Below are 23,141 nucleotides of genomic sequence, written 5' to 3' on the forward strand. Positions count from 1 at the left end.
TCGCCCTTTTTTTGATCCGCACAGGAAGGAATCGAACATGCAAGATAAACTGTTTTCACTGCCCGTAGTCACGCAGATCTCCCCTTACCTTTCGCAGCGACAGGTTGGCGAACTGCCGGCGATTGTCATCAGCCATCCTAAGGTACGAGCAGCGATTACGCTGCAGGGCGCGCACCTTATCGCCTGGCAGCCGAGTGGCGAAAAGCCGGTACTCTGGCTGAGCGACAAGAGTCTTTTTTCACCCGGTAAAGCGATTCGTGGCGGCGTACCGATCTGCTGGCCCTGGTTTGGTCCGGCAGGCGAACCGGCACACGGTTTTGCCCGGATTCAGACATGGAAGCTTAAGGCGCATGATGAGAATGAAGATGGCGTGATGCTTACGCTGGTGCTGGAAAGCAACGCTCAGACGCTGAAACTGTGGCCACACGAATTTACCCTCATCGCCCGCTTCCGCCTGGGTCAGCATTGTGAGATTGAACTGGAAGCTCATGGTGACTTTGAAGCCACGGCAGCGCTGCATAGCTACTTTACTGTCAGTGACATCAACGGTGTTGAGGTCTCCGGTCTGGGCAACAGCTATATCGACAAAGTAAATAACGGTGAGGTTGCCAGCAGTGATGGCAAACAGCGCTATCCTGGACGCATCGACCGTATCTTCACGGCGGCAGAAGATTGCTCCGTTATCAATGATACAACGGGTGAGCGACAGATCGAAGTTTACCACCACCATCACAGTGACGTTGTCACCTGGAATCCGGGTGTGGAACTCTCCTGCAGCATGGCGGATATGGCGAATGAAGGTTATAAGACAATGGTCTGTGTAGAGACGGCCCGAATCAATAAACCGCTGCGCAGTGCGGGTGAAAAGCCGGCACGCCTGGCCACGACGTTCCGCCTTAAGAAGAAAGTCGCAGCCAGCGACAGAGCTAACGGCTAAACGATATCCAGCGGTAATTTATGCTGTGGTGCTGGCCACGCACGATCGATGAGCTGCAACTCTTCATCGGTCAGTTCCACCTCCAGCGCCGCAGCATTTTCCTGAACGTGAACCACAGAACTGGCTTTGGGAATGGCAATGACCCCTGGCTGACGAACCACCCAGGCCAGCAGTAGTTGCGCCACGCTGATGCCCTTCTGTTGTGCAATCTGATTCAGCACCGCATCGGTAAACAGCGCATCCCGTAGTCGTCCAGCCTGTGCCAGCGGACAATAGGCCATCACCGGCACGCCACGCTGCTGACAGACGGGCAGAAGATCAAACTCGATACCGCGTGAAGCCAGATGATACAGGACCTGATTGGTCGCGCACTGATTGCCTCCGGGTTCATCCCACAGTTCGGCCATATCATCAGTGTCAAAATTCGAGACGCCCCAGTGACGAATCTTGCCCTGCTGCTGCAGGTGCTCCATGGCGCGCAGAGTCTCTTCCAGCGGGATATTACCGCGCCAGTGCAACAGATAGAGGTCAAGGTAATCGGTCTGCAGACGGCGCAGGCTACGCTCACAGGCTTCAATGGTATCCACTTCGCCGGCATTCCAAGGGTAGACCTTCGACACCAGCAACGCTCTATCGCGACGCCCCAGCAGCGCCTGCCCGACGACCTCTTCAGCGCCGCCGTCTGCATACATTTCGGCGGTATCAATCAACTGCAACCCACACTCAAGACCTGCCTGTAATGCTGCGACTTCACCGGCCCGCTGCGCCGGGTTTTCGCCCATATACCACGTGCCCTGGCCGATTACCGGCAGGTCATTAAAACCAGCGAAGTTAATCGTGTTGCGCATTCTGCTCTCCCGCCTCATTCTGAGGCCCCATAAAAGAACAGAGGGCACCGTATGCCCTCTTTTAGTGCATTATCAGAAGGTGTAGCTGACACCTGTCCAGATTGTCGTCTGCCCGCTCTTATCGATCATCGGGCTGTCTTTAATCTCGCTGTCGAAACGGGTGTAACGTCCCACAATGCCAACATTCCACTGCGTTGCTATCTGATAGCTGGCACTCAACTCAACATAAGGCGACCAGCTGTCGTCCGGATTGTAACGGCTGATGCCGGTACGTGCGCTTTCATGCGCGGAAACACCGTAGTAATAACGGTTTTGATTGGCGCTATTCCACATGGCACCGATGCCCGGCGTCAGGCTGAAGTCGCCCATCTGGATGGGGTAGAGGTAAGTCAGGTCCCAGATCATCCCGTTGCTGTTATTCAGCACGTCGCCCAGCAATGCCGTCCGGACAACCCCCCAGTCGGCGGTGTGACGATAGGTTGCGCCACCCATCAGTGTCATGCGGCGCTTATCCAGCCCTTTCATATCACCCAGATCGTTGTCGCTGGGTTTGTACTCCTGCGGTGAGCCCAGCAGCGTCAGAGAGAGCTGATTCTGGGGATCTTTCCACAGGTAGTAACCGCCCTGCAGGCTGCGGAACCAGAAGTCTTCACCCTCATAATTGATGACCGGAACCGGAAGATAACGGTCCTGTCCGCCGCGATACGGTGAGTCGGCATAGATGACCGACGCACCCACAGAAAGCGGAGCGGCATTGGCGTGCGTAGCCAGCAAATAACAGGGTAAAAGTGCAACAAGCGTCTTAAATTTGAATTGGTTCACAATTTATTCATTCCATAAATATAACAATCAAACAGGAAGTCTAACGTTTTTTTACGGCTGGATTAACTTATATCGAAATCCTTTAAGCAACCAACAGATGAAAGTGGCATGAAAGGTTAAAAACAAGTTAAGTTAAAGCATCATCCATATGAACTCATCTCATAACTGACCCGAATTAGTCTTGATCTTCCCCTCATTCGCCCAAACCCATGGAGGAAATTTCCTAGAAGCCATCTACAGTTAGAATTAACAGCAGAGATTTTGTACGAGCAGAGTAACCACAAACGTTGTGTATCCCGATAAAAAAGATCAGGTTGGCATAAGGGTTGCTGTACTCAACAGAGAATATCTTCCGGGAGCTGCTACAAGTCTTAAATTACGCTCCTTACCTGTGCTAAAAACGAAAGGACGGGCATCGCTATGAATATATTCGATCACTATCGTCAGCGTTATGAAGCTGCCAAGGACGAAGAGTTCACACTGCAGGAATTTCTTGCTATCTGTAAGCAGGATCGCAGTGCATACGCCAACGCTGCAGAGCGACTGTTAATGGCTATCGGAGAGCCAGTAATGGTCGACACTGCTCAGGAGCCACGCCTTTCCAGAATATTCTCCAACCGTGTGATGGGACGCTATCCGGCGTTCGAGGAGTTTTACGGCATGGAGGAAGCGATTGAACAGATCGTCTCCTATCTGAAACATGCCGCTCAGGGACTTGAGGAGAAGAAACAGATCCTCTATTTACTGGGTCCGGTGGGTGGCGGTAAATCTTCACTGGCGGAACGACTTAAGTCGCTGATGCAGCGGGTACCCATCTATGTACTGAGCGCTGATGGTGAACGCAGCCCGGTTAACGATCATCCTCTCTGCCTGTTCAATCCTCAGGAAGACGCGCATATTCTTGAAAAAGAGTATGGCGTGCCGCGCCGTTACCTCGGCACCATCATGTCGCCGTGGGCAGCGAAACGCCTGCACGACTTTGGTGGCGATATTTCGCGGTTTAAAGTCGTAAAAGTCTGGCCGTCCATTCTGGAACAGCTGGCGATCGCCAAAACCGAGCCGGGTGATGAGAACAATCAGGATATCTCTGCGCTGGTAGGTAAAGTGGACATCCGTAAACTGGAAAACCATGCGCAAAACGATCCTGATGCCTACGGTTACTCTGGTGCACTCTGCCGCGCGAACCAGGGCATCATGGAATTCGTGGAGATGTTTAAAGCGCCGATTAAGGTGCTGCATCCACTCCTGACAGCAACGCAGGAAGGGAACTACAACGGCACCGAGGGGATTTCGGCGCTGCCGTTTAACGGCATTATTCTGGCGCACTCCAACGAATCAGAGTGGGTGACGTTCCGCAACAACAAGAATAATGAGGCGTTCCTGGACCGCGTTTACATCGTCAAGGTGCCCTACTGCCTGCGGGTTTCTGAAGAGATCAAAATCTACGACAAACTGCTTAATCACAGTGAGCTGGCAACCTCGCCCTGCGCACCGGGCACGCTGGAAACGCTGGCACGCTTCTCTATCCTGTCACGTCTCAAAGATCCGGAGAATTCCAGCATCTACTCCAAAATGCGGGTATACGATGGTGAGAGCCTGAAGGATACCGACCCTAAAGCGAAGTCCTGGCAGGAATATCACGATTATGCCGGTGTGGATGAAGGTATGAACGGTCTCTCGACCCGCTTTGCCTTTAAGATCCTGTCGCGGGTATTTAACTTCGATCACGCCGAAGTGGCGGCTAACCCGGTGCATCTGTTCTACGTGCTGGAGCAGCAAATCGAGCGTGAGCAATTCCCGCAGGATCAGGCTGAGAAATACCTTGAGCACCTCAAAGGCTATCTGATTCCCAAATATGCTGAGTTTATTGGCAAAGAGATTCAGACCGCCTATCTGGAATCCTACTCTGAATATGGTCAGAACATTTTTGACCGCTACGTGACCTATGCCGACTTCTGGATTCAGGATCAGGAATATCGCGATCCCGATACCGGACAGTTGTTTGACCGTGAGTCGCTCAACGCGGAGCTGGAGAAGATCGAGAAGCCTGCTGGCATCAGTAACCCGAAAGATTTCCGTAACGAGATCGTCAACTTTGTGCTGCGCGCCAGGGCACACAATAACGGTCGCAATCCGAACTGGACCAGTTACGAGAAATTGCGCACCGTCATTGAGAAGAAAATGTTCTCGAATACGGAAGAATTGCTGCCGGTCATCTCGTTTAACACCAAGACCTCTACCGATGAGCAGAAGAAGCATGATGATTTTGTCGATCGCATGATGGAAAAAGGCTATACCCGCAAACAGGTTCGCCTGCTGTGCGAATGGTATCTGCGTGTGCGTAAATCGTCCTGATAAGAGTCTGTAAGCTTGCCGGTAAGTGATACCGGTCTGACAGGGTCGGGTTCGCCCGGCCTGCTTACAATGTAGTTTGGGGGAATACCATGGCCTATTTCATCGATCGCCGGCTTAACGGCAAAAACAAGAGCGCGGTAAACCGCCAGCGCTTCTTGCGCCGTTATAAGTCGCAAATTAAGCAGTCGATCTCCGAGGCCATTAATAAACGCTCGGTGACCGACGTGAGCAGCGGTGAGTCCGTCTCTATCCCGATTGACGATATTAACGAGCCGATTTTCCATCAGGGGCGCGGTGGTAACCGCCATCGGGTCCATCCGGGCAACGACCATTTTGTTCAGAACGACCGCGTTGAGCGTCCGCAGGGTGGCGGTGGCGGCGGCAGTGGTCAGGGCAATGCCAGTCAGGATGGTGAAGGTCAGGATGAGTTTGTCTTTCAGATATCGAAAGATGAGTATCTCGACCTGCTGTTTGAAGACCTCGCCCTGCCTAATCTGCGCCGCAACCAGCATCGTCAGTTGAATGAATTTAAGACCCATCGTGCCGGTTTCACCTCTAATGGCGTGCCGGCCAATATCAGCGTTGTGCGCTCATTGCAGAACTCGCTGGCGCGTCGTACGGCGATGACGGCAGGTAAACGCCGGATGCTGCACGAACTGGAAGAAACGCTGCAGGAAATTGAGAACGCTGAACCGGCACAGCTGCTGGAGGAGGAACGGCTGCGCAGAGAGATTGCCGAGTTACGGGCGCGCATTGAACGCGTCCCCTTTATCGACACTTTCGATCTTCGCTACAAAAACTTTGAGAAGCGCCCGGAGCCTTCCAGCCAGGCAGTCATGTTCTGTCTGATGGATGTCTCCGGCTCAATGGACCAGGCGACTAAGGACATGGCAAAACGCTTCTATATCCTGCTCTACCTGTTCCTGAGCCGCACCTACAAGAATGTCGATGTGGTTTATATCCGCCATCATACGCAGGCTAAAGAAGTCGATGAACAGGAGTTTTTCTACTCTCAGGAGACCGGCGGCACCATCGTTTCCAGTGCGCTGAAACTGATGGATGAGGTAGTAAAAGAGCGTTATGACCCGGCGCAATGGAACATCTATGCAGCACAGGCCTCGGATGGTGACAACTGGGCTGATGACTCACCGCTCTGTCATGAGATTCTGGCGAAGCACATTCTGCCGGTCGTGCGTTACTACAGCTATATCGAGATCACCCGCCGGGCGCATCAGACCCTGTGGCGCGAGTATGAGCATCTGCAGGCGACGTTTGATAACTTTGCCATTGAACATATTCGTGAGCCGGAAGATATCTATCCGGTGTTCCGATCGCTTTTCCATAAACAGGCAACGGAAGCCTGATGCACTAAGCCGGTTAATGACCGGCTTTTTTTATCTGCCGAATAACCTGTTAAAACAGTCTGTTTTCTCCCGCTTGCCTGCCAACCCCCTCATTCTTCACATTAATCTGATTCCATATGCTGTTAAGCAATTCGTATAATACGCATTTTCACAATGACAACTCCTTGATAAAACATTATCTTTCAGAGATAGCATGGATATTTGTCACCCCTTGCTGCATCGCACTGTCATATCTCAGGAGACCGGGTTTGAACCACACTATTGTCTACAGTCTGTTTATCATCGGTTCCGTGCTGGTCGCATCGAGTATTCTGCTCAGCTCTTTCTCGTCCCGGCTGGGCATTCCTATTCTGGTTATCTTCCTTGCACTGGGTATGCTGACCGGTATTGATGGTATCGGCGGCATCGCCTTTGATAACTATCCGGCAGCCTATCTGATTTCAAACCTGGCGCTGGCCATCATCCTGCTGGATGGCGGCATGCGCACGAAAGCCAGCTCGTTTAAAGTCGCGCTGGGGCCAGCGCTGTCGCTGGCCACTGTCGGGGTAATGATCACCGCAGGTCTGACTGGCGTGGTGGCGGCCTGGCTATTTAACCTCGATATGATGCAGGGCTTCCTGATTGGTGCCATTATCGGCTCTACGGACGCCGCCGCTGTCTTCTCCCTGCTGGGTGACAAAGGCCTGAATGAGCGCGTCAGCTCTACGCTGGAGATTGAGTCGGGCAGTAACGACCCGATGGCAGTCTTTCTGACCATTACCCTGATTGAGATGATCGAGCAGGGCCGCAGCGGCCTTGACTGGATGTTCCTGGTGCATCTGGTGCAGCAGTTCGGCCTGGGTATCGTGTTGGGTCTGGGCGGCGGCTGGGCGCTGCAGCAGTTGATTAACCGTATCAGTCTGGCCCCAGGACTTTATCCGCTACTGGCGTTGAGCGGCGGCATTCTGGTGTTCGCCCTCACCACCGTGTTAGAGGGCAGCGGCATCCTGGCGGTCTATCTGTGCGGCTTCTTACTGGGCAACCGCCCGATTCGTAACCGTCACGGCATTCTGCAGACCTTTGATGGGATGGCCTGGCTGAGCCAGATTGGCATGTTCATTGTGCTGGGTCTGCTGGTGACGCCGTCTGATTTATGGCATATCGCGGTGCCCGCGATGATCCTCTCGCTGTGGCTGATTCTGGTGGCGCGTCCGCTCTCGGTGTTTATTGGCCTGTTGCCGTTCCGCAACTTCACCACCCGCGAGCGGGTTTTTATCAGCTGGGTCGGCTTACGCGGTGCGGTGCCGATTATCCTCGCCGTCTTCCCGATGATGGCCGGCTTAGAGAACGCCTCGCTCTATTTTAATATCGCCTTTTTTGTGGTGCTGGTCTCCCTGATGTTGCAGGGCACCTCGCTGGGCTTTGCGGCAAAAAAAGCCAAAGTCGTGGTGCCGCCGACCGCCTCGCCGATCAGCCGTATCGGTCTGGACATTCACCCCGAAAATCCGTGGGAGCAGTTTGTCTATCAGCTCAGCGCCGACAAGTGGTGCGTGGGTGCCGCGCTGCGTGACCTGCAGATGCCGCGCGAGACCCGCATCGCTGCCCTGTTCCGTGACAATGTGCTGATGCACCCCAACGGCGGCACACGGCTGAAAGAGAACGACGTCATCTGCGTGATTGGCCGTGAGCGCGATCTTCCGGCGCTGGGCAAAATGTTCAGCCAGTCGCCGCCGGTTTCGCTCGACCAGCGCTTCTTTGGAGACTTTATTCTGGATGCAGAGGCCCGCCTGCGCGACGTTGCGCAGATTTACGGACTCGAGCTGGATGAGAGCACCAACGATCAGCAGTCACTGGGGCAACTGGTGCTGGCTATGCTGGGCGGCTCACCGGTCGTCGGCGATCAGGTGGAGTGGAATCAGCTGACCTGGACCGTCGCGGAGAAAGAGGATAACCGCATTGTTAAGATTGGTGTCCGTCCGGCTGAAGAGAAGGAATAATCCTAATCATTCAGCCACGTTGTTTTCTCTCAGTGCGCTAAGCTTAACTCTCTATGCCAGTTAAAACGGGAGAAATGAATGGGACACGTGGTTAAAATTGGTCGTTATGAGATTGTAGATGCCGATCTTGACAGTGAGAACGCCGACACCGTCAGTATCCCCTGTCACACTAATCCCGGCTTAATTACCCAACTCGATGGCTGGGATCGCGATACCAGCGTACCGGCCTGGATTGACGGGGAGCCAGTGAATCTGCAGATTGGCCATTACGATAAGCAGCAGGACCGCTGGATTTTAAAGAAACCTGCCTGAGCCACTATCACTACCGCCAGTCATATGATTTGGCGGTAATTCCTAAAAAGCGTCTTAAACAGTTTGGTTATAACCGCACCCTTCCTTATTTTATCTAATAAAAACGTGCAGTTAGCGCTTTAAAACTTTAATCACTTTTGATGTTTTCAGATTTTTTCCGTATTAACTCTGTCAAGTAACTCCTGCATACTCATTCTCAATGCTGCAACATTTCGTGAGTACCATCACGCTTTAATCGTTACCTTTTTTGCAGCTGCACTGGCTGTACTGACTGCAACAGACTGAAAATTATTTTTTAATTTTTCAGAGGCCCACTCCTGAGCGCGTATTTGATTTTGATCAGGCCATCTTTTACTTGAGAAAGAGAGCAGGTTTTATGGCAAGTACATTGATAATGAATAGCCCGAGCCGCTCATGGAGCGGAACGCGTAAAAATATCATCGTGAAATTCGCCCTGAGTTTTTCCGATCTGATTGCACTTAACCTGGCACTGTTTTTATCTGCCGCGACGATACAGGGTATTTGGGGCGAGCTGGATACGTTTATTCCACCGCATCAGATTGAATATCGTTTTGTGGCTCAGTTTATTATGTCAGTCATGTGTACCGGTTGGTTCTGGGTACGTCTGCGCCATTACACCTATCGCAAACCCTTCTGGTTTGAACTGAAAGAGATCGTTAAAACATTATTTGTTTTCTCGCTGCTCGACCTTGCGCTTATTGCCTTCTCTAAGTGGGACTTCTCCCGCATGGTGTGGGTCTTCAGCTGGACATATGCCCTGCTGCTGCTGCCGCTGATGCGTGCTCTGGTTAAACGTGCCATTAACAAGGCGGGCCAGTGGCAGAAAGAGACCATCATTATCGGTTCCGGCCGCAACGCCACTGAAGCGTATGCGGCGCTGCAAAGTGAAGAGATCCTGGGCTACAACGTACAGGCATTTATTTCGGTCGACGATGTTCCTGCTCAGCAGAGCGTGAATGGTGTGCCAGTGATCACCTGGAAAGACATTAACTGGCAGACCATTGACCGTGACAATGTGCAGTTTATTGTTGCCATGGAGTATGAGCAGCAGCCGATGCGCGATCGCTGGCTGAAATTCCTGTCGAAGATGAACTGCCGGTCAGTCTCGGTGATCCCGACGCTGCGCGGCGTGCCGCTTTACGGTACGGACATGTCCTTTATCTTCAGTCATGAAGTGATGATCCTGCGCGTCAGCAATAACCTGGCGAAACACTCATCCCGTTTCATGAAGCGTGCCTTTGATATCGTCGTAGCGTCGATGCTGCTGCTGTTCCTTGGCCCGATCTTCGCCCTGCTGTGCTTTATGGTGAAACGTGACGGCGGCAATGCAATTTATGGTCACGAACGTGTGGGCCAGAATGGCAAAAAATTCAAATGTCTGAAATTCCGTTCCATGGTGACCAATTCCAAAGAGGTACTGGAGAAATTGCTGGCGACCAGTGAAGAGGCCCGGATGGAGTGGGATAAAGATTTCAAACTGAAGAATGATCCGCGCGTAACCCGGATCGGCAGCTTCCTGCGTAAAACCAGCCTCGACGAATTGCCGCAACTGTGGAACGTGATTCGGGGTGAGATGAGTCTGGTCGGCCCGCGTCCGGTCATCGAAGCTGAGCTGGAACGCTATGCCGGTGACGTCGACTACTACCTGATGGCCAAACCAGGCATGACCGGCCTCTGGCAGGTCAGTGGACGTAACGATATCGACTATGATACACGCGTCTATTTTGACTCCTGGTATGTCAAAAACTGGGCGCTCTGGACCGATATCGCGATCCTGTTCAAAACCGCAGGCGTGGTGCTACGCCGCGACGGTGCTTACTAAGCAAGACCCTGCGATGCCTGTTTACAGCAGGCATCGCACTTTCCGCACGACTTCCTCTATCTTTTTTGCCTCTTAATCATTACCCTCTGCGCTCGTTTTTTAACAGAACGTTTACCCTCTGGTTGTTATGCAAAAATTTACTCTGCTGTTATTAAGCCTGGTGCTGCTGGCACCTTTAGGCATCGATCTCTATTTGCCCACGCTGCCGCAAATCGCAGAAGGGCTGGATACGCCAGTCTCGCTGGTACAGACTACCATTCCTCTGTTTCTGCTGGTGATGGGACTGGGGCAACTGGTGACCGGTCCGCTGGTGGACAACTATGGGCGTAAGCCGATTGCCCTGCTGGGGCTGGGGCTCTACATCACCGGCAGCGCCATCGCCGCTACAGCCACCTCATTTCCGCTGTTCGTTCTTGCCCGTCTGGTGCAGGGTTGTGGCGTCTGCTGCAGCGCGGTCGTCGCCTTCAGCGGCGTGCGTGACCGACTCAGCGGTGATGATGCCGCCCGCGCCTATGGCTTCCTGAACGGTGCGTTAAATATCGTTCCAGCCCTGGCCCCGCTGCTGGGCGGATTGCTGGCCAGCGCCTTCGACTGGCGCGCGCCCTTCTGGTTCCTCTGCGCCTATGGCGTGCTGATTACGCTGCTGGTGATTATCTGGCTGCCGGAAACACGTCCGGCGGATACGCTGCGGGTGAAAGGCTTGCCGATTAAGCAGTACGCTGAAATCCTGCGTCAGCCGCGCTTCCTGGCCTTCGCCTTTGCCAATGCCGGTGCGCTGGGCATGGTGCTTACCTATGTGTCGCTTGCACCGCAGGTATTGATGACCGAAGGTGGGCTGACGCCGATCCAGTTCTCTTTTGCGTTTGGCGCTAACGGTTTCTGGATCATGTTTGTCAGTATGTTCGTGAATAAAGCGATTCGTAAAGCAGGTCGACCGTTCTGCCTGGCAATGGGATTCTTCACGATGCTGCTGGGCGCGGTGCTGCTGGTGGGAGGGATGCAGATTTTCCCGGCGGAGATGCAGACGCACTGGGCGCTCTACATGTTCCCGGTCGCTGTGTCGGTGGCCGGACTGGCCTTTACAGTGGGACCGGCCACCAGCTATGCGCTGGAACCCTATCAGCAACAGGCGGGCGTAGCGTCCGCCCTGCAGGGCTTTATTCAGATGGCCGGTGGTGCGGCAGGCAGCCTGGTGATTGTCGCCCTGCCGGTGGCGGAGAAGCTGTCGCTGAGTCTGATGATGCTGCTGGGTGCAGCGCTGGCCTTTCTCGCCTGGCGCTGCAGCAGAAAGATGCGCGGCAGCCTGACCGCGCTTAAATAACCGTGACCGGGACGCGGGGTGCCAGCGCGCACATCAGCTCGTACCCTACCGTTCCGGCCGCTTTTGCCACCTGATCGATTTTCACCTGCTCACCCCACAGCTCAACAGATGAGCCGATGCCCGCCTGCGGACAGGGTGTTAAATCCACGGTGATCATATCCATGGAAACCGCGCCAACCACCTGAGTCATCACGCCATCGACGCAGACCGGCGTGCCCGTCGGGGCATGGCGCGGATAGCCATCGGCATAACCACAGGCTACGACGCCAATCCGCTGCGTCGTGCTGGCGTGATACCGGTAACCGTAACCGACACCATCGCCCGCCTGTAACTGCTGAACCGCAATAATCTCACTGCTCAGAGTCATCACTGGCTTCAGGCCGCTGCCGGCAATGTCCTGCCAGTCACCGCTGGGCGACGCGCCGTACAGAATAATACCGGGCCTGACCCAGTCAAAATGCGCGTCAGGATGCCATAAGGTACAGGCGGAATTCGAGAGCGACCGCGGGCAGTTCAGCCCCTCTGCCGCCTGCTCAACACGCTGCAACGGTGCAATCAGGCCCTGCGGATTTTCGGCATCGGCAAAATGGGCCATCAGCGTCATCTCACCGACATTGTTCAGCGCCCGCAGCTTTTGCCAGACGCCAGAAACCTGCTCCGGGCGAAAGCCCAGACGGTTCATGCCGCTGTTCATTTTAAGATAGATATCAACCGGCGCAGAAAGGCTGGCACTGGCCAGCGCCTTGATTTGCCAGTTACTGTGTACGCTGGTGGTCAGGCGATAGCGGTCAATCAGTTGCAGATCCTCTGGCTGGAAAAATCCCTCCAGCAACAGAATCGGTTTTTTCCAGCCCTGCTCACGCAGCAGAATGGCTTCTTCCATATTAAGCAGCGCAAAGCCGTCGGTGGCAGATAACGCTTCGCGTACGCGATCAATGCCATGGCCATAAGCATTGGCTTTCACCACTGACCAGATGCGGGATGCGGGGGCCGCCTGGCGAACAACAGTCAGGTTATGACGAAGCGCCTGCTGGTTAATGGTAGCGACAATCGGACGTGACATCCTCTCTCTCCCTGAATACTTAACGAGTTGCGTTGGCGTTACGCAGCGGCGATGAGGTCGCCGCGAAACCGGGTAAGTAGCGGAACACCGCTAAGTCATCCGCCGCAATGGCTGGCTTTTTACCGGAGATGAGATCGGCCAGCAACTGACCAGAACCACACGCCATTGTCCAGCCCAGTGTACCGTGACCGGTATTAAGATAAAGATTGGAGAGTGGCGTGGCACCGACAATCGGCGTACCGTCTGGCGTCATCGGACGGAGACCGGTCCAGAAACTTGCCTGCGCGAGATGACCGCCTTCAGGATAGAGATCACTGACCACCATCTCCAGCGTTTCCCGCCGCGCTTCGGTGAGTCTGGTGTTAAAACCAACAATTTCCGCCATTCCGCCGACGCGGATACGGTCGTCAAACCGGGTCACCGCCACTTTGTAAGTCTCATCCAGTATCGTCGAAACCGGGGCAGCATCAGGATTTTTAATCGGAATGGTGAGTGAGTAGCCTTTCAGCGGATAGACCGGAATATCAATAACGTTTTTCAGCAGTGCAGTCGAGTAGGAACCAAAGGCCACTACATAACTATCCGCCTTGATGATCTCCTCGCCGCACTTCACACCATAAATGCGATTGCCATCGCGCAGCAGGTGATCGACCTGAGTGTTAAAGCGGAAGACCACCCCCGCCTCTTCGGCCATTTTTGCCAGTCGCTGCGTAAAGAGCTGGCAGTCACCTGTTTCATCGTTAGGCAAGCGCAGTCCGCCAGTGAGTTTATGCTGGGTTGCCGCCAGCGCCGGTTCCACGCGAGACAGCTCATGTGCCTCCAGCAGCTCATAGGGCACGCCCGCGTCGCGCAGTACCGCAATATCTTTACTGGCGCTGTCGAACTGCTGCTGCGTGCGGAAAAGCTGCAATGTTCCGCCCTGACGACCCTCATAGGCGATGCCGGTTTCAGCGCGTAACGCTTTCAGACAGTCACGACTGTATTCGGCTATCCGCACCATGCGGCTTTTGTTCTGTTGATAATGGTTGATGTCGCAATTACGCAGCATGTGCCACATCCACTCCAGCTGAAAACTGCTGCCATCGAGCCGGATAGCCAGCGGCGCATGACGCTGGAACATCCACTTCACGGCTTTCAGCGGCACGCCAGGCGCTGCCCAGGGTGCGGCATAACCCGGTGAGATCTGACCCGCATTTCCTGCGCTGGTCTCCATCGCCGCGGCTGGCTGACGATCAATGACCGTAACCTGATGTCCGGCACGCGCCAGATACCAGGCGCTTGCCACGCCAACCACACCACTTCCAAGAATGACTACGTGCATAGCTCCCCCACCCGGCATGTAAAAGCATAATTCACTGTTAAGGAGATGATAGTCAGCGGATTTACACAGCGAACACCACCCCATAAATTCAGCATCTATTTCACATCTTTTTCACTTTTCAGGTAACTAAAATCTTGTCGCACAGCCAATTTCAGCGCTTTATGCGCCTTATTCCATAAACACAGAAATAAATGACAACGGATGCAGTTAAATCTACGCATGGCAGGAGAATGCTTCAACTCCATACATTCCGCTTATAAACAGGATGATATCCCGCGTTTTAAAATAACGTTCGAATTAAAGGCTATTAAATTCTTTGCCGCATCTGTCTGAATGATTTTGTGCCAAAGAATTCGTTTGAGTTCGCATTTCGGATAAGCGACAGTGGGCTATCATTGTTGTGTTCGCTCAGTTTTTTTCGGGTTCCCTTTTTCAGGATGAAGCCTTAAATAACCAGAACGGGTTGTCTTTCGGGTCAGCCGGTTTGCCATAAAGAGGTGCGCTATGACGACAATCTTTGACGAAGCCATCAGAGACAGCAAACGACTCAATGACGGACCAGACTGGACATTCGAACTGCTCGATGTCTACTTAGCGGAGATCGACCGCGTCGCGAAGCTCTACCGTCTGGATACCTACCCGCACCAGATTGAAGTGATTACCTCTGAACAGATGATGGATGCCTATTCCAGCGTCGGCATGCCCATTAACTATTCACACTGGTCATTCGGTAAAAAGTTTATCGAGACCGAGCAGCGCTATAAGCATGGTCAGCAGGGTCTGGCCTATGAAATCGTTATCAATTCCAACCCCTGCATCGCCTATCTGATGGAAGAGAACACCATGACCATGCAGGCGCTGGTGATGGCACATGCCTGCTATGGCCATAACTCCTTCTTCAAGAATAACTATCTGTTTCGCAGCTGGACGGATGCCGGATCGATTGTCGATTACCTGCTGTTTGCCAAAAACTACATCAGTGACTGCGAAGAGCGCTATGGCGTCGAAGAGGTCGAGCGGCTGCTCGACTCCTGCCATGCCCTGATGAATTATGGCGTGGATCGCTATAAACGTCCGCAGAAGATCTCTCTGCAGGAGGAGAAGGCGCGGCAGAAAAGCCGTGAAGAGTATCTGCAGAGCCAGGTGAATACCCTGTGGCGTACACTGCCACGACGTGAGAAAGAGACAGTGGCTTTTGAAGCGGCACGCTACCCTTCTGAGCCGCAGGAAAACCTGCTCTATTTTATGGAAAAAAATGCCCCGCTACTGGAGCCATGGCAGCGGGAGATCCTGCGCATTGTCCGCAAGGTAAGCCAGTATTTCTATCCGCAGAAGCAGACACAGGTAATGAACGAAGGCTGGGCGACGTTCTGGCACTACACCATCCTTAATCACCTGTACGATGAAGGCAAAGTGTCGGAACGCTTTATGATGGAGTTCCTGCACAGTCACACCAACGTCGTGTATCAGCCGCCCTATAACAGTCAGTGGTACAACGGTATCAACCCTTATGCGTTAGGGTTTGCGATGATGCAGGATATCAAGCGGATCTGTCAGTCACCGACAGAAGAAGATCGCTACTGGTTCCCGGACATCGCCGGCTCCGACTGGCTGGAAACGCTGCATTTTGCGATGCGTGAGTTTAAGGATGAAAGTTTTATCAGCCAGTTCCTGTCGCCGAAAGTGATGCGTGATTTCCGTCTCTTCACCGTACTGGATGACGACCGCAACAACTATCTGGAGATCGCCGCCATCCATGATGAGGCAGGCTATCGGGCCATTCGCCAGCAGCTTTCTGCACAGTACAACCTGAGTAATCTTGAGCCTAATATTCAGGTTTACAACGTCGATCTGCGTGGCGATCGTTCGCTGACTCTGCGTTATGTGCCACAGAGCCGTACGCCGCTCGATAAGAGTCGTCGTGAGGTGCTGAAGCATGTGCATCGTCTGTGGGGATTTGATGTGATTCTGGAACAGCAGAACGAAGATGGCAGCGTCGAGTTACTGGATCGTAATCCGCCGCGCGGTTCATCGCTCTGATAGAGCTAAAAACAAAAAACCGGACGCGATGTCCGGTTTTTTTTATCGTTTATTGCCAAGGTCATCTGGCAGGTTCTTCTGCATACTGTGCCAGATTTCGCCGCTACGGCGGCCATAGTTGCGTACCACCTCAACAATCTCATCCTGGCCTGGCTGTTTGTCGCACAGCGCCAGAAGTGTCAGATAGAAATCCCGCGCAACCTGGCGCGCTTCCGCACTGGAAAAGTAGTGGCGACCCACCCGGGTATAGAGGCCTTTCAGACCATTGAGGATCAGACCGTAAATCGGATTGCCCGATGCAAATGCCAGACCGCGGAACACCCGGTAGTCGAGTTCGGTATAGGCATCCGCCTGATCGGCCGCGGCACTTACCGTCTCGAGCACTTCACGCGCCTTCTCCGGATGATGGCGCAGCGCACGGCTGATAAAGATCGACGAAATATTGCTGCGGACCGATAGCAGGTTATCAATCAGCACCGGCACACTGTCATGATCGAGGCGGGCGAGCGTTTCCAGAATATTAAGGCCGGATGTCTCCCAGAAATCATTCACACGGGTCGGTTTGCCGTGCTGAATCGTCAGCCAGCCGTCACGTGCCAGGCGCTGTAACACCTCACGCAAGGTGGTACGCGTTACCCCAATCAATTCAGAAAGCTCACGCTCAGCAGGAAGAATCGATCCGGGCGGAAAGCGACTGTTCCAGATGCTTTCAATAATATACTCTTCAGCAAATCCCGCTGGACTCTGAGCCTTTATAACCATAGCAATGTGTTCTCGTTGCTTTTCTAATCATGATAGGGACTCATCATACCAGACGCCCTATAGCGGATATAGCCTGCGTAACCATTAAAACCGGGCGCGGGCGCATATTTCAGACAGGCTGGTGGCGAACGCTGCTGTTATAAGACGATGGCCGGGTGCACGATTTTCTGCACCGGAATATTCCGTCTCAAAAGCAGCAGAAAATCATCCTTAAAGTACAGCTTGCGGGTTCCGGATGGCCTGCACTTGCCGTTTCGCTTTCTGCCGTTCGCAGCCGGGTTTTTCGTAACGTCGCCATCTTCGCGCTGTTTACTGAGCAGGCATCAGCTGGAGGGACTCCGCTTATCCTCCTGTAACCTGCTCTGGATCAGAATCAGGTCATGTTTGCACACGATTTTTCCCTGTACCTGGCTGGTTTGCCCGCGCTTTTGGTTTACACTGCGTGGCATTAACGTTTACAGGGAATGCAATATGTTGCGATATCTGAATCAATGCTCTCGTGGTCGGGGAGCCTGGTTATTACTGGCACTGACGGCGCTTGCACTGGAATTGACGGCACTCTTTTTTCAGCATGTGATGGGACTAAAACCCTGCGTGATGTGTATTTATGAACGTAATGCGCTGTTTGGGGTACTGGGCGCGGGTCTGGTGGGCGCGATTGCGCCGAAATCACCGTTGCGTCTGGCGGGGCTGGCATTATGGATTTACAGCGCCTGGGAAGGTCTGCGCCTCTCTTATGAACATACGATGATTCAGCTGCATCCGAACCCGTTTACTACCTGTGATTTTGCTGCCCGTTTTCCCAGCGGATTACCGCTGGATAAGTGGCTGCCGTCGGTGTTTCTTGCCAGCGGTGACTGCGCAGAACGTAGCTGGACTTTCCTGACGCTCAGCATGCCGCAGTGGATGATTGGGGTCTTTGCCGGTTATCTGCTCGTCGCCGTGCTGGTACTGATTGCCCAGCCTTTCAAACCTAAGCGTCGCGATCTCTTTGGACGCTGACACGAAACGTTGCTGAGATCAAAAAAGGCTGCCACTGGCAGCCTTTTTACGTTTCATATGATGCAGTGGCGCTTAGCCGTTAAGATCGGGCCGATCAATAATGTGATCTTCCCAGTCACGCACTTCACTCTCCCGCACCGCAATATAGCGTACCGATATACGCTGCGCATGCATCGCGGTTTTGGAACCGGCTCGCAGCGGATGCCAGGCCGGCAATCCTTTGCCCTCACCCAGCAAACGATAGGCGCAGGTGCGCGGCAGCCAGTTGAAGGTGGTCAGATTTTCGCGCGTCAGCTTGATACAATCCTCTTCTAATTCGAAGCGGCGCTCATAGTTACGGCACTGGCAGGTTTTAATATTGAGCTGATTGCAGGCGACGTTGGTGAAGTAAATCTCATCCGTGTCAGCGTCCTGCAACTTGTTCAGGCAACACTGGCCACAACCATCACACAAGGATTCCCATTCCTCATCGCTCATTTGTGCCAGGCGTTTTTGTTGCCAGAAAGGGGTGTCAGTCATGATGATTTGTCCGGGTTGTGCCTGAAACGCACCTTATAAAGCCTATGTTGCGGTGATGCAAGTTTTTAGAGTACGCGCGTGCTGATGCCGTGACCCGCCAGCGACACTTCCAGCTTGTCACCCGAGCGCATCGGCCCCACACCCTCAGGTGTCCCGGTCAGAATGACATCGCCTGCACGCAGTGTAAAATAGTGGCTCATATGAGCAACCAGCGGCAGAATTTTGTGGATCATATCGGCGGTGTTGCCGTGCTGACGCACTTCTCCGTTTACCACCAGCTTTAGCTCGACATTCTGTGGATCATCACTGAATTCGGCTACCGGGATGAAACCGGAGATGGGACAGGCGTTATCAAAGCCTTTTGATTTTTCCCATGGCTGACCCGCTTTTTTCAGCCCGGACTGCAGGTCACGCAGCGTCAGATCCAGCGCCACGCCATAGCCTGCAATCGCCTTAGCCACGTGTTCTTCACTCGCCTGCTTCAGCGTCGCACCTATCAGCACCGCCAGTTCGACTTCATGATGAACTTCGCCAAAGGAGTCGGGAATGGAGAGCGGCTGGCGCAAATCACACAGCGCCGTTTCCGGTTTGATAAAGATTACCGGCTCGGTTGGCGTCGCACTGCCCATCTCTTTAATGTGTTTTGCATAATTACTGCCGACGCAAACCACTTTGCTGACCGGAAAATCTAACAGAGCGCCTTGCCAGTTATGATGCTGATACATGCTCATTCCCTGTTCAGGTTAGGTGTGATGCCAGCGCGGCTGGCGGGTTGATGTTTACTGATGCGTTGATCGAAATGCCAGCAACAGAGCGTGATAATAAGATCCTTTTAACCAGTCGGGGTGCGGAATTTGTCAAAAAGCGTAAACGATGTCCTGGTATGCTGAATAATCGTACAAATAAGGTGGGGAAATGTGGACTGGGTATTTAAACAGGGGTGAAACAGATAAGCTGCGCCGTTAATTTTGCGCAGCTTCAGAGCAATATTAACCCTGCAGTATCGCACCAACAGGATTTATATTTACAGAAGAATCCGAGTTAAACTTTTTTATCGGCCTCTAAATGAATTTTTAGCAGACTTTCAATCGGCGGTGGAAGCTGTAAATAATAACCCTGCTCGCTCAATCCCTGCTTAACTTTATTGATATCCGCATTAGCCAGCCTGTCGCGGCCCGCCAGCTTTAGCACCATCGCCAGCTGCGGCTTGCCAAATCCTTTCAGCAATTCTTCCGGAACGCGCGAGAAATCGTCCTTTTTTTCAACATAGAGATAAGTCTGGTCACGTAACGGGCTTCTGTAGATCACACAAAACATATTTTTTACTCGAATTAACCGGCGTTGAGGCTTGTCTGAATATAGCTGTAACTATAACATGCTTGCAGAACTTCGAATATTCACCGTTAGCGCTTCAGCGATGATTTTATCATCGACAGGTTAACGGTAGTGAAAACAGGACTGAGTCGGGACAGATGTCGCAAACGCCAATCGAATTCAAAGGTAGCAGTTTCACCCTGTCTGTCGTCCATTTGCATCACCATGACCCTGCGGTGATTCGCAAGGCACTCCAGGACAAGATTGATCAGGCTCCCGATTTCCTGAAAAACGCCCCGGTGGTGCTTAACGTCGCCACATTGAGTGCCGATGTTAACTGGAAACAGCTGCAGCAGGCGATTCTTGCTACCGGTTTACGCATTGTCGGCGTAAGCGGCTGCAAAGATGAAGCACTGAAACGCATGATCGCGCGTGCAGGGCTGCCGGTACTGGCGGAAGGCAAAGAGGCCAGGCCGCGCGCCGAGACACCGCAGCCGGCCCCCACTCCTGAACCGCAGCCGGTTGTAACCGAGACGGCAGCAGCGAAAACCCGCATCGTGAACACGCCGGTGCGCTCAGGCCAGCAGATTTATGCGCGTGACGCCGACTTAATCATCACCAGCAGCGTCAGTGCCGGTGCTGAACTGGTCGCCGATGGCAACATTCACATTTACGGCATGATGCGCGGTCGCGCCCTGGCAGGTGCCAGCGGCGATCGCAACTGCCAGATTTTCTGTACTAACCTGGCTGCCGAGCTGGTCTCAATTGCCGGGGAGTACTGGATCATGGATCAGATCCCGCAAGAATTTTTTGGTAAAGCCGCGCGCCTGTGCCTGCAGGATGGCGCGCTGACTATCCAGACACTTAATTAGGCCCCTTTTCTTTTGTTAAGGAAATCAACATTTATGGCACGCATTATTGTAGTTACATCCGGTAAAGGGGGCGTTGGTAAGACCACGTCAAGCGCGGCCATCGCCACCGGTTTAGCGCAGAAAGGCAAAAAAACGGTCGTTATCGACTTTGATATCGGTCTGCGTAACCTGGATTTGATCATGGGCTGTGAGCGCCGTGTGGTCTACGACTTCGTTAACGTAATCCAGGGCGATGCCACGCTGAACCAGGCGCTGATTCGCGACAAACGCACTGAGCAGCTCTACATTCTGCCTGCATCGCAGACCCGCGACAAAGATGCGCTGACCCGTGAAGGTGTTGAAAAAGTCCTGAACGATTTAGCCGCCATGGAGTTCGATTTCATCGTCTGCGACTCACCGGCAGGGATTGAAACGGGCGCACTGATGGCGCTCTACTTTGCTGACGAAGCGATTATCACCACCAACCCGGAAGTCTCTTCTGTCCGCGACTCCGACCGCATCCTCGGCATCATCTCCTCTAAATCCCGCCGCGCTGAAAACAGTCAGGACCCGGTGAAGGAGCATCTGCTGCTGACCCGCTATAACCCTGGCCGGGTAAACCGTGGCGATATGCTGAGCATGGAAGATGTGCTGGAAATCCTTCGCATTCCTCTGGTCGGTGTGATCCCTGAAGATCAATCGGTGTTACGTGCCTCTAACCAGGGTGAGCCGGTGATTCTTGACGGCGAATCTGATGCTGGCAAAGCCTATGCCGATACCGTTGAACGGTTACTCGGTGAAGTACGCCCCTTCCGCTTTATCGAAGAAGAGAAGAAGGGTTTCCTGAAACGCCTGTTCGGGGGATAAACCATGGCATTACTTGATTTCTTTTTATCCCGGAAGAAGAACACTGCCAACATAGCCAAGGAACGGCTGCAGATTATCGTGGCAGAACGGAGAAGGGGCGACAGTGAGCCCCACTATCTTCCGCAACTTAAGCGCGACATTCTGGAAGTGATTTGCAGATATGTGAAGATCGATCCGGAAATGGTCACGGTCCAGCTCGATCAGAAAGGTGATGATATCTCGATTCTGGAGCTGAACGTCACGCTGCCGGAAACGGATGAAGTGACTAAATGACGCTGACCGTTTCCTGAATTTCCCCTGCGCAGTGGCAGGGGAAATTTAACCGGTTAACAACCCGCAAGAATCTCTTCAATGCCGGGTTTCAGCAGTTCGCCCCGCCATCCGGTAAGTAGCTCCGGCTGACGTCCCTGTGGCTTCAGGCCCCAGTGCAGGCTTAACACCTGATTTATCTGACGTCGCGAGGCCAGTAACTCCTGACTGAACCCGCTCTGTTCGCTGACCTGCTGCACCAGCGCCTTCATCGCTTTGAAGACCGATTTGTAGTTCGGATGGTCGATCAAATTTCCCAGCGGAGCCGGTAATTCACTCTCCTCCAGTGCCGCCGCTTCCGCCACCAGCGCCACCAGCGTTTTGCCGTGGAAACGAATTTCGTGGCCTGACAGCCCCAGATGATCCAGCTCACCCAGCGAGCCAGGCATAAAGCGCGCCACCTTCCACAGATGCTCTTCGCGCACCACAAAGTTCACCGCCATATCTTTTTCACGCGCCAGTTTCAGACGCCAGGCCGCCAGCCGTTGCAGTGCTGCCAGCTGACGCGGACGCAGTTGCCAGGCGTTGGTGATATCACGCCAGGCTTCATCCGGTGCCACGCTGTCCAGACGACGCTGACACAGGTTATCGCACTCACTAAGTGCCGCCGCCATGTTGCCAGCCTCTTCCGTGTTGATCATCAACTGACGGGCAATCGGCAGCAGATAGTGAACATCCGCCGCCGCATACTCACACTGACGCGGGGTCAGAGGACGTGCCAGCCAGTCGGTACGGGATTCACTTTTATCCAGCTCGACCTGCGTGAAATGCGCCACCATGGAAGCAAAGCCCCAGGAGAGGGGCTGACCGGAGAAGGCTGCCAGAATCTGGGTGTCGATCATCGGCGTCGGCAGCACGCCGAAACGATGCAGGAAGACTTCCAGATCTTCCCCTCCTGCATGCAGGAATTTAGTCACGCTGGTGTCGGTCAGCAGCGCAATAAAGGGTGACCAGTCACGGATATTCAGCGGGTCAATCAGCACCAGCTGGTGATCGTCGAACAGCTGGATCAGGCCAAGCTGAGGGTAGTAGGTGCGAGTGCGGACAAATTCGGTGTCCAGTGCCACCGCTGCATGCTGGCGGGCTTTCTGGCACACGTCAGCCAGTTGTTCATCCTGGTCAATAAGGGAATAATTCACGTCTGATTTCCACCGCAGCCAACAACGCGCGGCGCTCCATGTTAAAAACAGTAAAAATCCGCCTTCATAGAAGGCGGCTTTGTTTTCCGCCCCATAGGGGCGTACTAAGTTCGGACTCTTAGAGCCCTCTCTTCACACCTCATGAAGCGACAGTTGTTTATCTTCAACTTCATGCT

At 53.5% G+C, this 23,141-nt stretch carries 21 protein-coding genes; 12 read left to right on the forward strand and 9 right to left on the reverse strand.

Annotated elements, in window-relative coordinates; translation table 11 throughout:
• Nucleotides 1–37: 37 nt before the first annotated feature.
• Nucleotides 38–937, forward strand: a complete 900-nt coding sequence (locus tag F3I44_RS08180) for a D-hexose-6-phosphate mutarotase (protein ID WP_150019374.1) — start codon at nt 38–40, stop codon at nt 935–937.
• Here F3I44_RS08180 and F3I44_RS08185 read toward each other — a convergent pair.
• Entirely contained in the window at nt 934–1,785 is an 852-nt protein-coding gene (locus tag F3I44_RS08185) for an aldo/keto reductase (protein ID WP_150015160.1), read from the reverse strand. The two genes, F3I44_RS08180 and F3I44_RS08185, sit on opposite strands and share 4 nt — an antisense overlap.
• A 72-nt stretch (nt 1,786–1,857) precedes the next feature.
• Entirely contained in the window at nt 1,858–2,607 is a 750-nt protein-coding gene (locus F3I44_RS08190; protein WP_150015161.1) for a MipA/OmpV family protein, read from the reverse strand.
• Between the two features lie 420 nt (nt 2,608–3,027).
• Between F3I44_RS08190 and yeaG the strand changes: the two genes are divergently transcribed.
• The 6 genes from yeaG to F3I44_RS08220 all read left to right on the forward strand — a co-directional run bounded on the left by yeaG (nt 3,028) and on the right by F3I44_RS08220 (nt 11,778).
• A complete protein-coding gene (yeaG, locus tag F3I44_RS08195; RefSeq protein ID WP_003852739.1) occupies nt 3,028–4,962 on the forward strand; it encodes a protein kinase YeaG in 1,935 nt (644 codons plus the stop codon).
• A gap of 89 nt (nt 4,963–5,051) precedes the next feature.
• On the forward strand, nt 5,052–6,326 hold the full coding sequence (locus F3I44_RS08200) for a YeaH/YhbH family protein (RefSeq protein WP_150015162.1): 1,275 nt from the start codon (nt 5,052–5,054) through the stop codon (nt 6,324–6,326).
• Between the two features lie 248 nt (nt 6,327–6,574).
• Complete coding sequence (locus tag F3I44_RS08205) at nt 6,575–8,302, forward strand: potassium/proton antiporter (RefSeq protein WP_150015163.1); 1,728 nt, start codon at nt 6,575–6,577, stop codon at nt 8,300–8,302.
• A 78-nt stretch (nt 8,303–8,380) separates the two neighbouring features.
• Nucleotides 8,381–8,614, forward strand: a complete 234-nt coding sequence (locus F3I44_RS08210) for a DUF1480 family protein (RefSeq protein ID WP_013358069.1) — start codon at nt 8,381–8,383, stop codon at nt 8,612–8,614.
• 376 nt (nt 8,615–8,990) lie between these two features.
• Nucleotides 8,991–10,457, forward strand: coding sequence for an undecaprenyl-phosphate galactose phosphotransferase WbaP (gene wbaP / locus F3I44_RS08215; RefSeq protein ID WP_150015164.1), 1,467 nt, complete (start codon nt 8,991–8,993; stop codon nt 10,455–10,457).
• Between the two features lie 127 nt (nt 10,458–10,584).
• Nucleotides 10,585–11,778, forward strand: coding sequence for a multidrug effflux MFS transporter (locus tag F3I44_RS08220; protein ID WP_150015165.1), 1,194 nt, complete (start codon nt 10,585–10,587; stop codon nt 11,776–11,778).
• On the opposite strand, the gene dadX is transcribed toward F3I44_RS08220, so the two are convergent.
• The gene (gene dadX / locus F3I44_RS08225) at nt 11,771–12,841 is read right to left on the reverse strand and encodes a catabolic alanine racemase DadX (protein ID WP_150015166.1); all 1,071 of its coding nucleotides are present in this window, start codon (nt 12,839–12,841) and stop codon (nt 11,771–11,773) included. The genes F3I44_RS08220 and dadX overlap by 8 nt on opposite strands.
• Before the next feature lie 19 nt (nt 12,842–12,860).
• The gene (locus F3I44_RS08230) at nt 12,861–14,162 is read right to left on the reverse strand and encodes a D-amino acid dehydrogenase (protein WP_150015167.1); all 1,302 of its coding nucleotides are present in this window, start codon (nt 14,160–14,162) and stop codon (nt 12,861–12,863) included.
• A 504-nt stretch (nt 14,163–14,666) separates the two neighbouring features.
• On the opposite strand from F3I44_RS08230, the gene F3I44_RS08235 reads away from it, so the two are divergent.
• The gene (locus F3I44_RS08235) at nt 14,667–16,202 is read left to right on the forward strand and encodes a SpoVR family protein (RefSeq protein ID WP_150015168.1); all 1,536 of its coding nucleotides are present in this window, start codon (nt 14,667–14,669) and stop codon (nt 16,200–16,202) included.
• Between the two features lie 42 nt (nt 16,203–16,244).
• Here F3I44_RS08235 and fadR read toward each other — a convergent pair whose 3' ends face one another.
• Complete coding sequence (gene fadR / locus F3I44_RS08240; RefSeq protein WP_150015169.1) at nt 16,245–16,964, reverse strand: fatty acid metabolism transcriptional regulator FadR; 720 nt, start codon at nt 16,962–16,964, stop codon at nt 16,245–16,247.
• Between the two features lie 471 nt (nt 16,965–17,435).
• On the opposite strand from fadR, the gene dsbB reads away from it, so the two are divergent.
• Entirely contained in the window at nt 17,436–17,966 is a 531-nt protein-coding gene (gene dsbB / locus F3I44_RS08245) for a disulfide bond formation protein DsbB (RefSeq protein WP_150015170.1), read from the forward strand.
• Nucleotides 17,967–18,038: 72 nt separating this feature from the next.
• Here dsbB and F3I44_RS08250 read toward each other — a convergent pair whose 3' ends face one another.
• From F3I44_RS08250 to F3I44_RS08260, 3 genes are all read right to left on the reverse strand, one after another.
• The gene (locus F3I44_RS08250) at nt 18,039–18,485 is read right to left on the reverse strand and encodes a YcgN family cysteine cluster protein (protein ID WP_150015171.1); all 447 of its coding nucleotides are present in this window, start codon (nt 18,483–18,485) and stop codon (nt 18,039–18,041) included.
• Between the two features lie 65 nt (nt 18,486–18,550).
• The gene (locus F3I44_RS08255; RefSeq protein WP_150015172.1) at nt 18,551–19,210 is read right to left on the reverse strand and encodes a fumarylacetoacetate hydrolase family protein; all 660 of its coding nucleotides are present in this window, start codon (nt 19,208–19,210) and stop codon (nt 18,551–18,553) included.
• 316 nt (nt 19,211–19,526) lie between these two features.
• Complete coding sequence (locus tag F3I44_RS08260) at nt 19,527–19,802, reverse strand: YcgL domain-containing protein (protein WP_003852719.1); 276 nt, start codon at nt 19,800–19,802, stop codon at nt 19,527–19,529.
• Nucleotides 19,803–19,957: 155 nt separating this feature from the next.
• Between F3I44_RS08260 and minC the strand changes: the two genes are divergently transcribed.
• Genes minC through minE form a run of 3 tightly spaced genes read left to right on the forward strand, consistent with a single transcriptional unit; the run spans nt 19,958 to nt 21,790 of the window.
• Nucleotides 19,958–20,671, forward strand: a complete 714-nt coding sequence (gene minC, locus F3I44_RS08265) for a septum site-determining protein MinC (RefSeq protein ID WP_150015173.1) — start codon at nt 19,958–19,960, stop codon at nt 20,669–20,671.
• A gap of 33 nt (nt 20,672–20,704) precedes the next feature.
• Nucleotides 20,705–21,517: a septum site-determining protein MinD gene (gene minD, locus F3I44_RS08270; protein WP_003852716.1), complete on the forward strand. Its 813-nt coding sequence runs from the start codon at nt 20,705–20,707 to the stop codon at nt 21,515–21,517.
• 3 nt (nt 21,518–21,520) lie between these two features.
• Nucleotides 21,521–21,790 carry a cell division topological specificity factor MinE gene (minE, locus tag F3I44_RS08275; RefSeq protein ID WP_008925314.1) on the forward strand — a complete coding sequence of 90 codons (270 nt, stop codon included), beginning with the start codon at nt 21,521–21,523 and terminating at the stop codon, nt 21,788–21,790.
• A gap of 53 nt (nt 21,791–21,843) precedes the next feature.
• On the opposite strand, the gene rnd is transcribed toward minE, so the two are convergent.
• Nucleotides 21,844–22,965, reverse strand: a complete 1,122-nt coding sequence (rnd, locus tag F3I44_RS08280; RefSeq protein ID WP_150015174.1) for a ribonuclease D — start codon at nt 22,963–22,965, stop codon at nt 21,844–21,846.
• Nucleotides 22,966–23,141 lie beyond the last annotated feature (176 nt).

The organism is Pantoea sp. F_5, from assembly GCF_008631595.1.
Lineage (GTDB): Bacteria > Pseudomonadota > Gammaproteobacteria > Enterobacterales > Enterobacteriaceae > Pantoea > Pantoea gossypiicola.

Bases quoted from the DNA above. Each gene is read 5' to 3' on its own strand.
- F3I44_RS08180 (WP_150019374.1), top strand. From the start codon at position 38: ATGCAAGATAAACTGTTTTCACTGCCCGTAGTCACGCAGATCTCCCCT.
- F3I44_RS08185 (WP_150015160.1), bottom strand. From the start codon at position 1,785: ATGCGCAACACGATTAACTTCGCTGGTTTTAATGACCTGCCGGTAATC.
- yeaG (WP_003852739.1), top strand. From the start codon at position 3,028: ATGAATATATTCGATCACTATCGTCAGCGTTATGAAGCTGCCAAGGAC.
- F3I44_RS08200 (WP_150015162.1), top strand. From the start codon at position 5,052: ATGGCCTATTTCATCGATCGCCGGCTTAACGGCAAAAACAAGAGCGCG.
- F3I44_RS08210 (WP_013358069.1), top strand. From the start codon at position 8,381: ATGGGACACGTGGTTAAAATTGGTCGTTATGAGATTGTAGATGCCGAT.
- wbaP (WP_150015164.1), top strand. From the start codon at position 8,991: ATGGCAAGTACATTGATAATGAATAGCCCGAGCCGCTCATGGAGCGGA.
- F3I44_RS08220 (WP_150015165.1), top strand. From the start codon at position 10,585: ATGCAAAAATTTACTCTGCTGTTATTAAGCCTGGTGCTGCTGGCACCT.
- dadX (WP_150015166.1), bottom strand. From the start codon at position 12,841: ATGTCACGTCCGATTGTCGCTACCATTAACCAGCAGGCGCTTCGTCAT.
- F3I44_RS08230 (WP_150015167.1), bottom strand. From the start codon at position 14,162: ATGCACGTAGTCATTCTTGGAAGTGGTGTGGTTGGCGTGGCAAGCGCC.
- F3I44_RS08235 (WP_150015168.1), top strand. From the start codon at position 14,667: ATGACGACAATCTTTGACGAAGCCATCAGAGACAGCAAACGACTCAAT.
- fadR (WP_150015169.1), bottom strand. From the start codon at position 16,964: ATGGTTATAAAGGCTCAGAGTCCAGCGGGATTTGCTGAAGAGTATATT.
- dsbB (WP_150015170.1), top strand. From the start codon at position 17,436: ATGTTGCGATATCTGAATCAATGCTCTCGTGGTCGGGGAGCCTGGTTA.
- F3I44_RS08250 (WP_150015171.1), bottom strand. From the start codon at position 18,485: ATGACTGACACCCCTTTCTGGCAACAAAAACGCCTGGCACAAATGAGC.
- F3I44_RS08255 (WP_150015172.1), bottom strand. From the start codon at position 19,210: ATGTATCAGCATCATAACTGGCAAGGCGCTCTGTTAGATTTTCCGGTC.
- F3I44_RS08260 (WP_003852719.1), bottom strand. From the start codon at position 19,802: ATGTTTTGTGTGATCTACAGAAGCCCGTTACGTGACCAGACTTATCTC.
- minC (WP_150015173.1), top strand. From the start codon at position 19,958: ATGTCGCAAACGCCAATCGAATTCAAAGGTAGCAGTTTCACCCTGTCT.
- minD (WP_003852716.1), top strand. From the start codon at position 20,705: ATGGCACGCATTATTGTAGTTACATCCGGTAAAGGGGGCGTTGGTAAG.
- minE (WP_008925314.1), top strand. From the start codon at position 21,521: ATGGCATTACTTGATTTCTTTTTATCCCGGAAGAAGAACACTGCCAAC.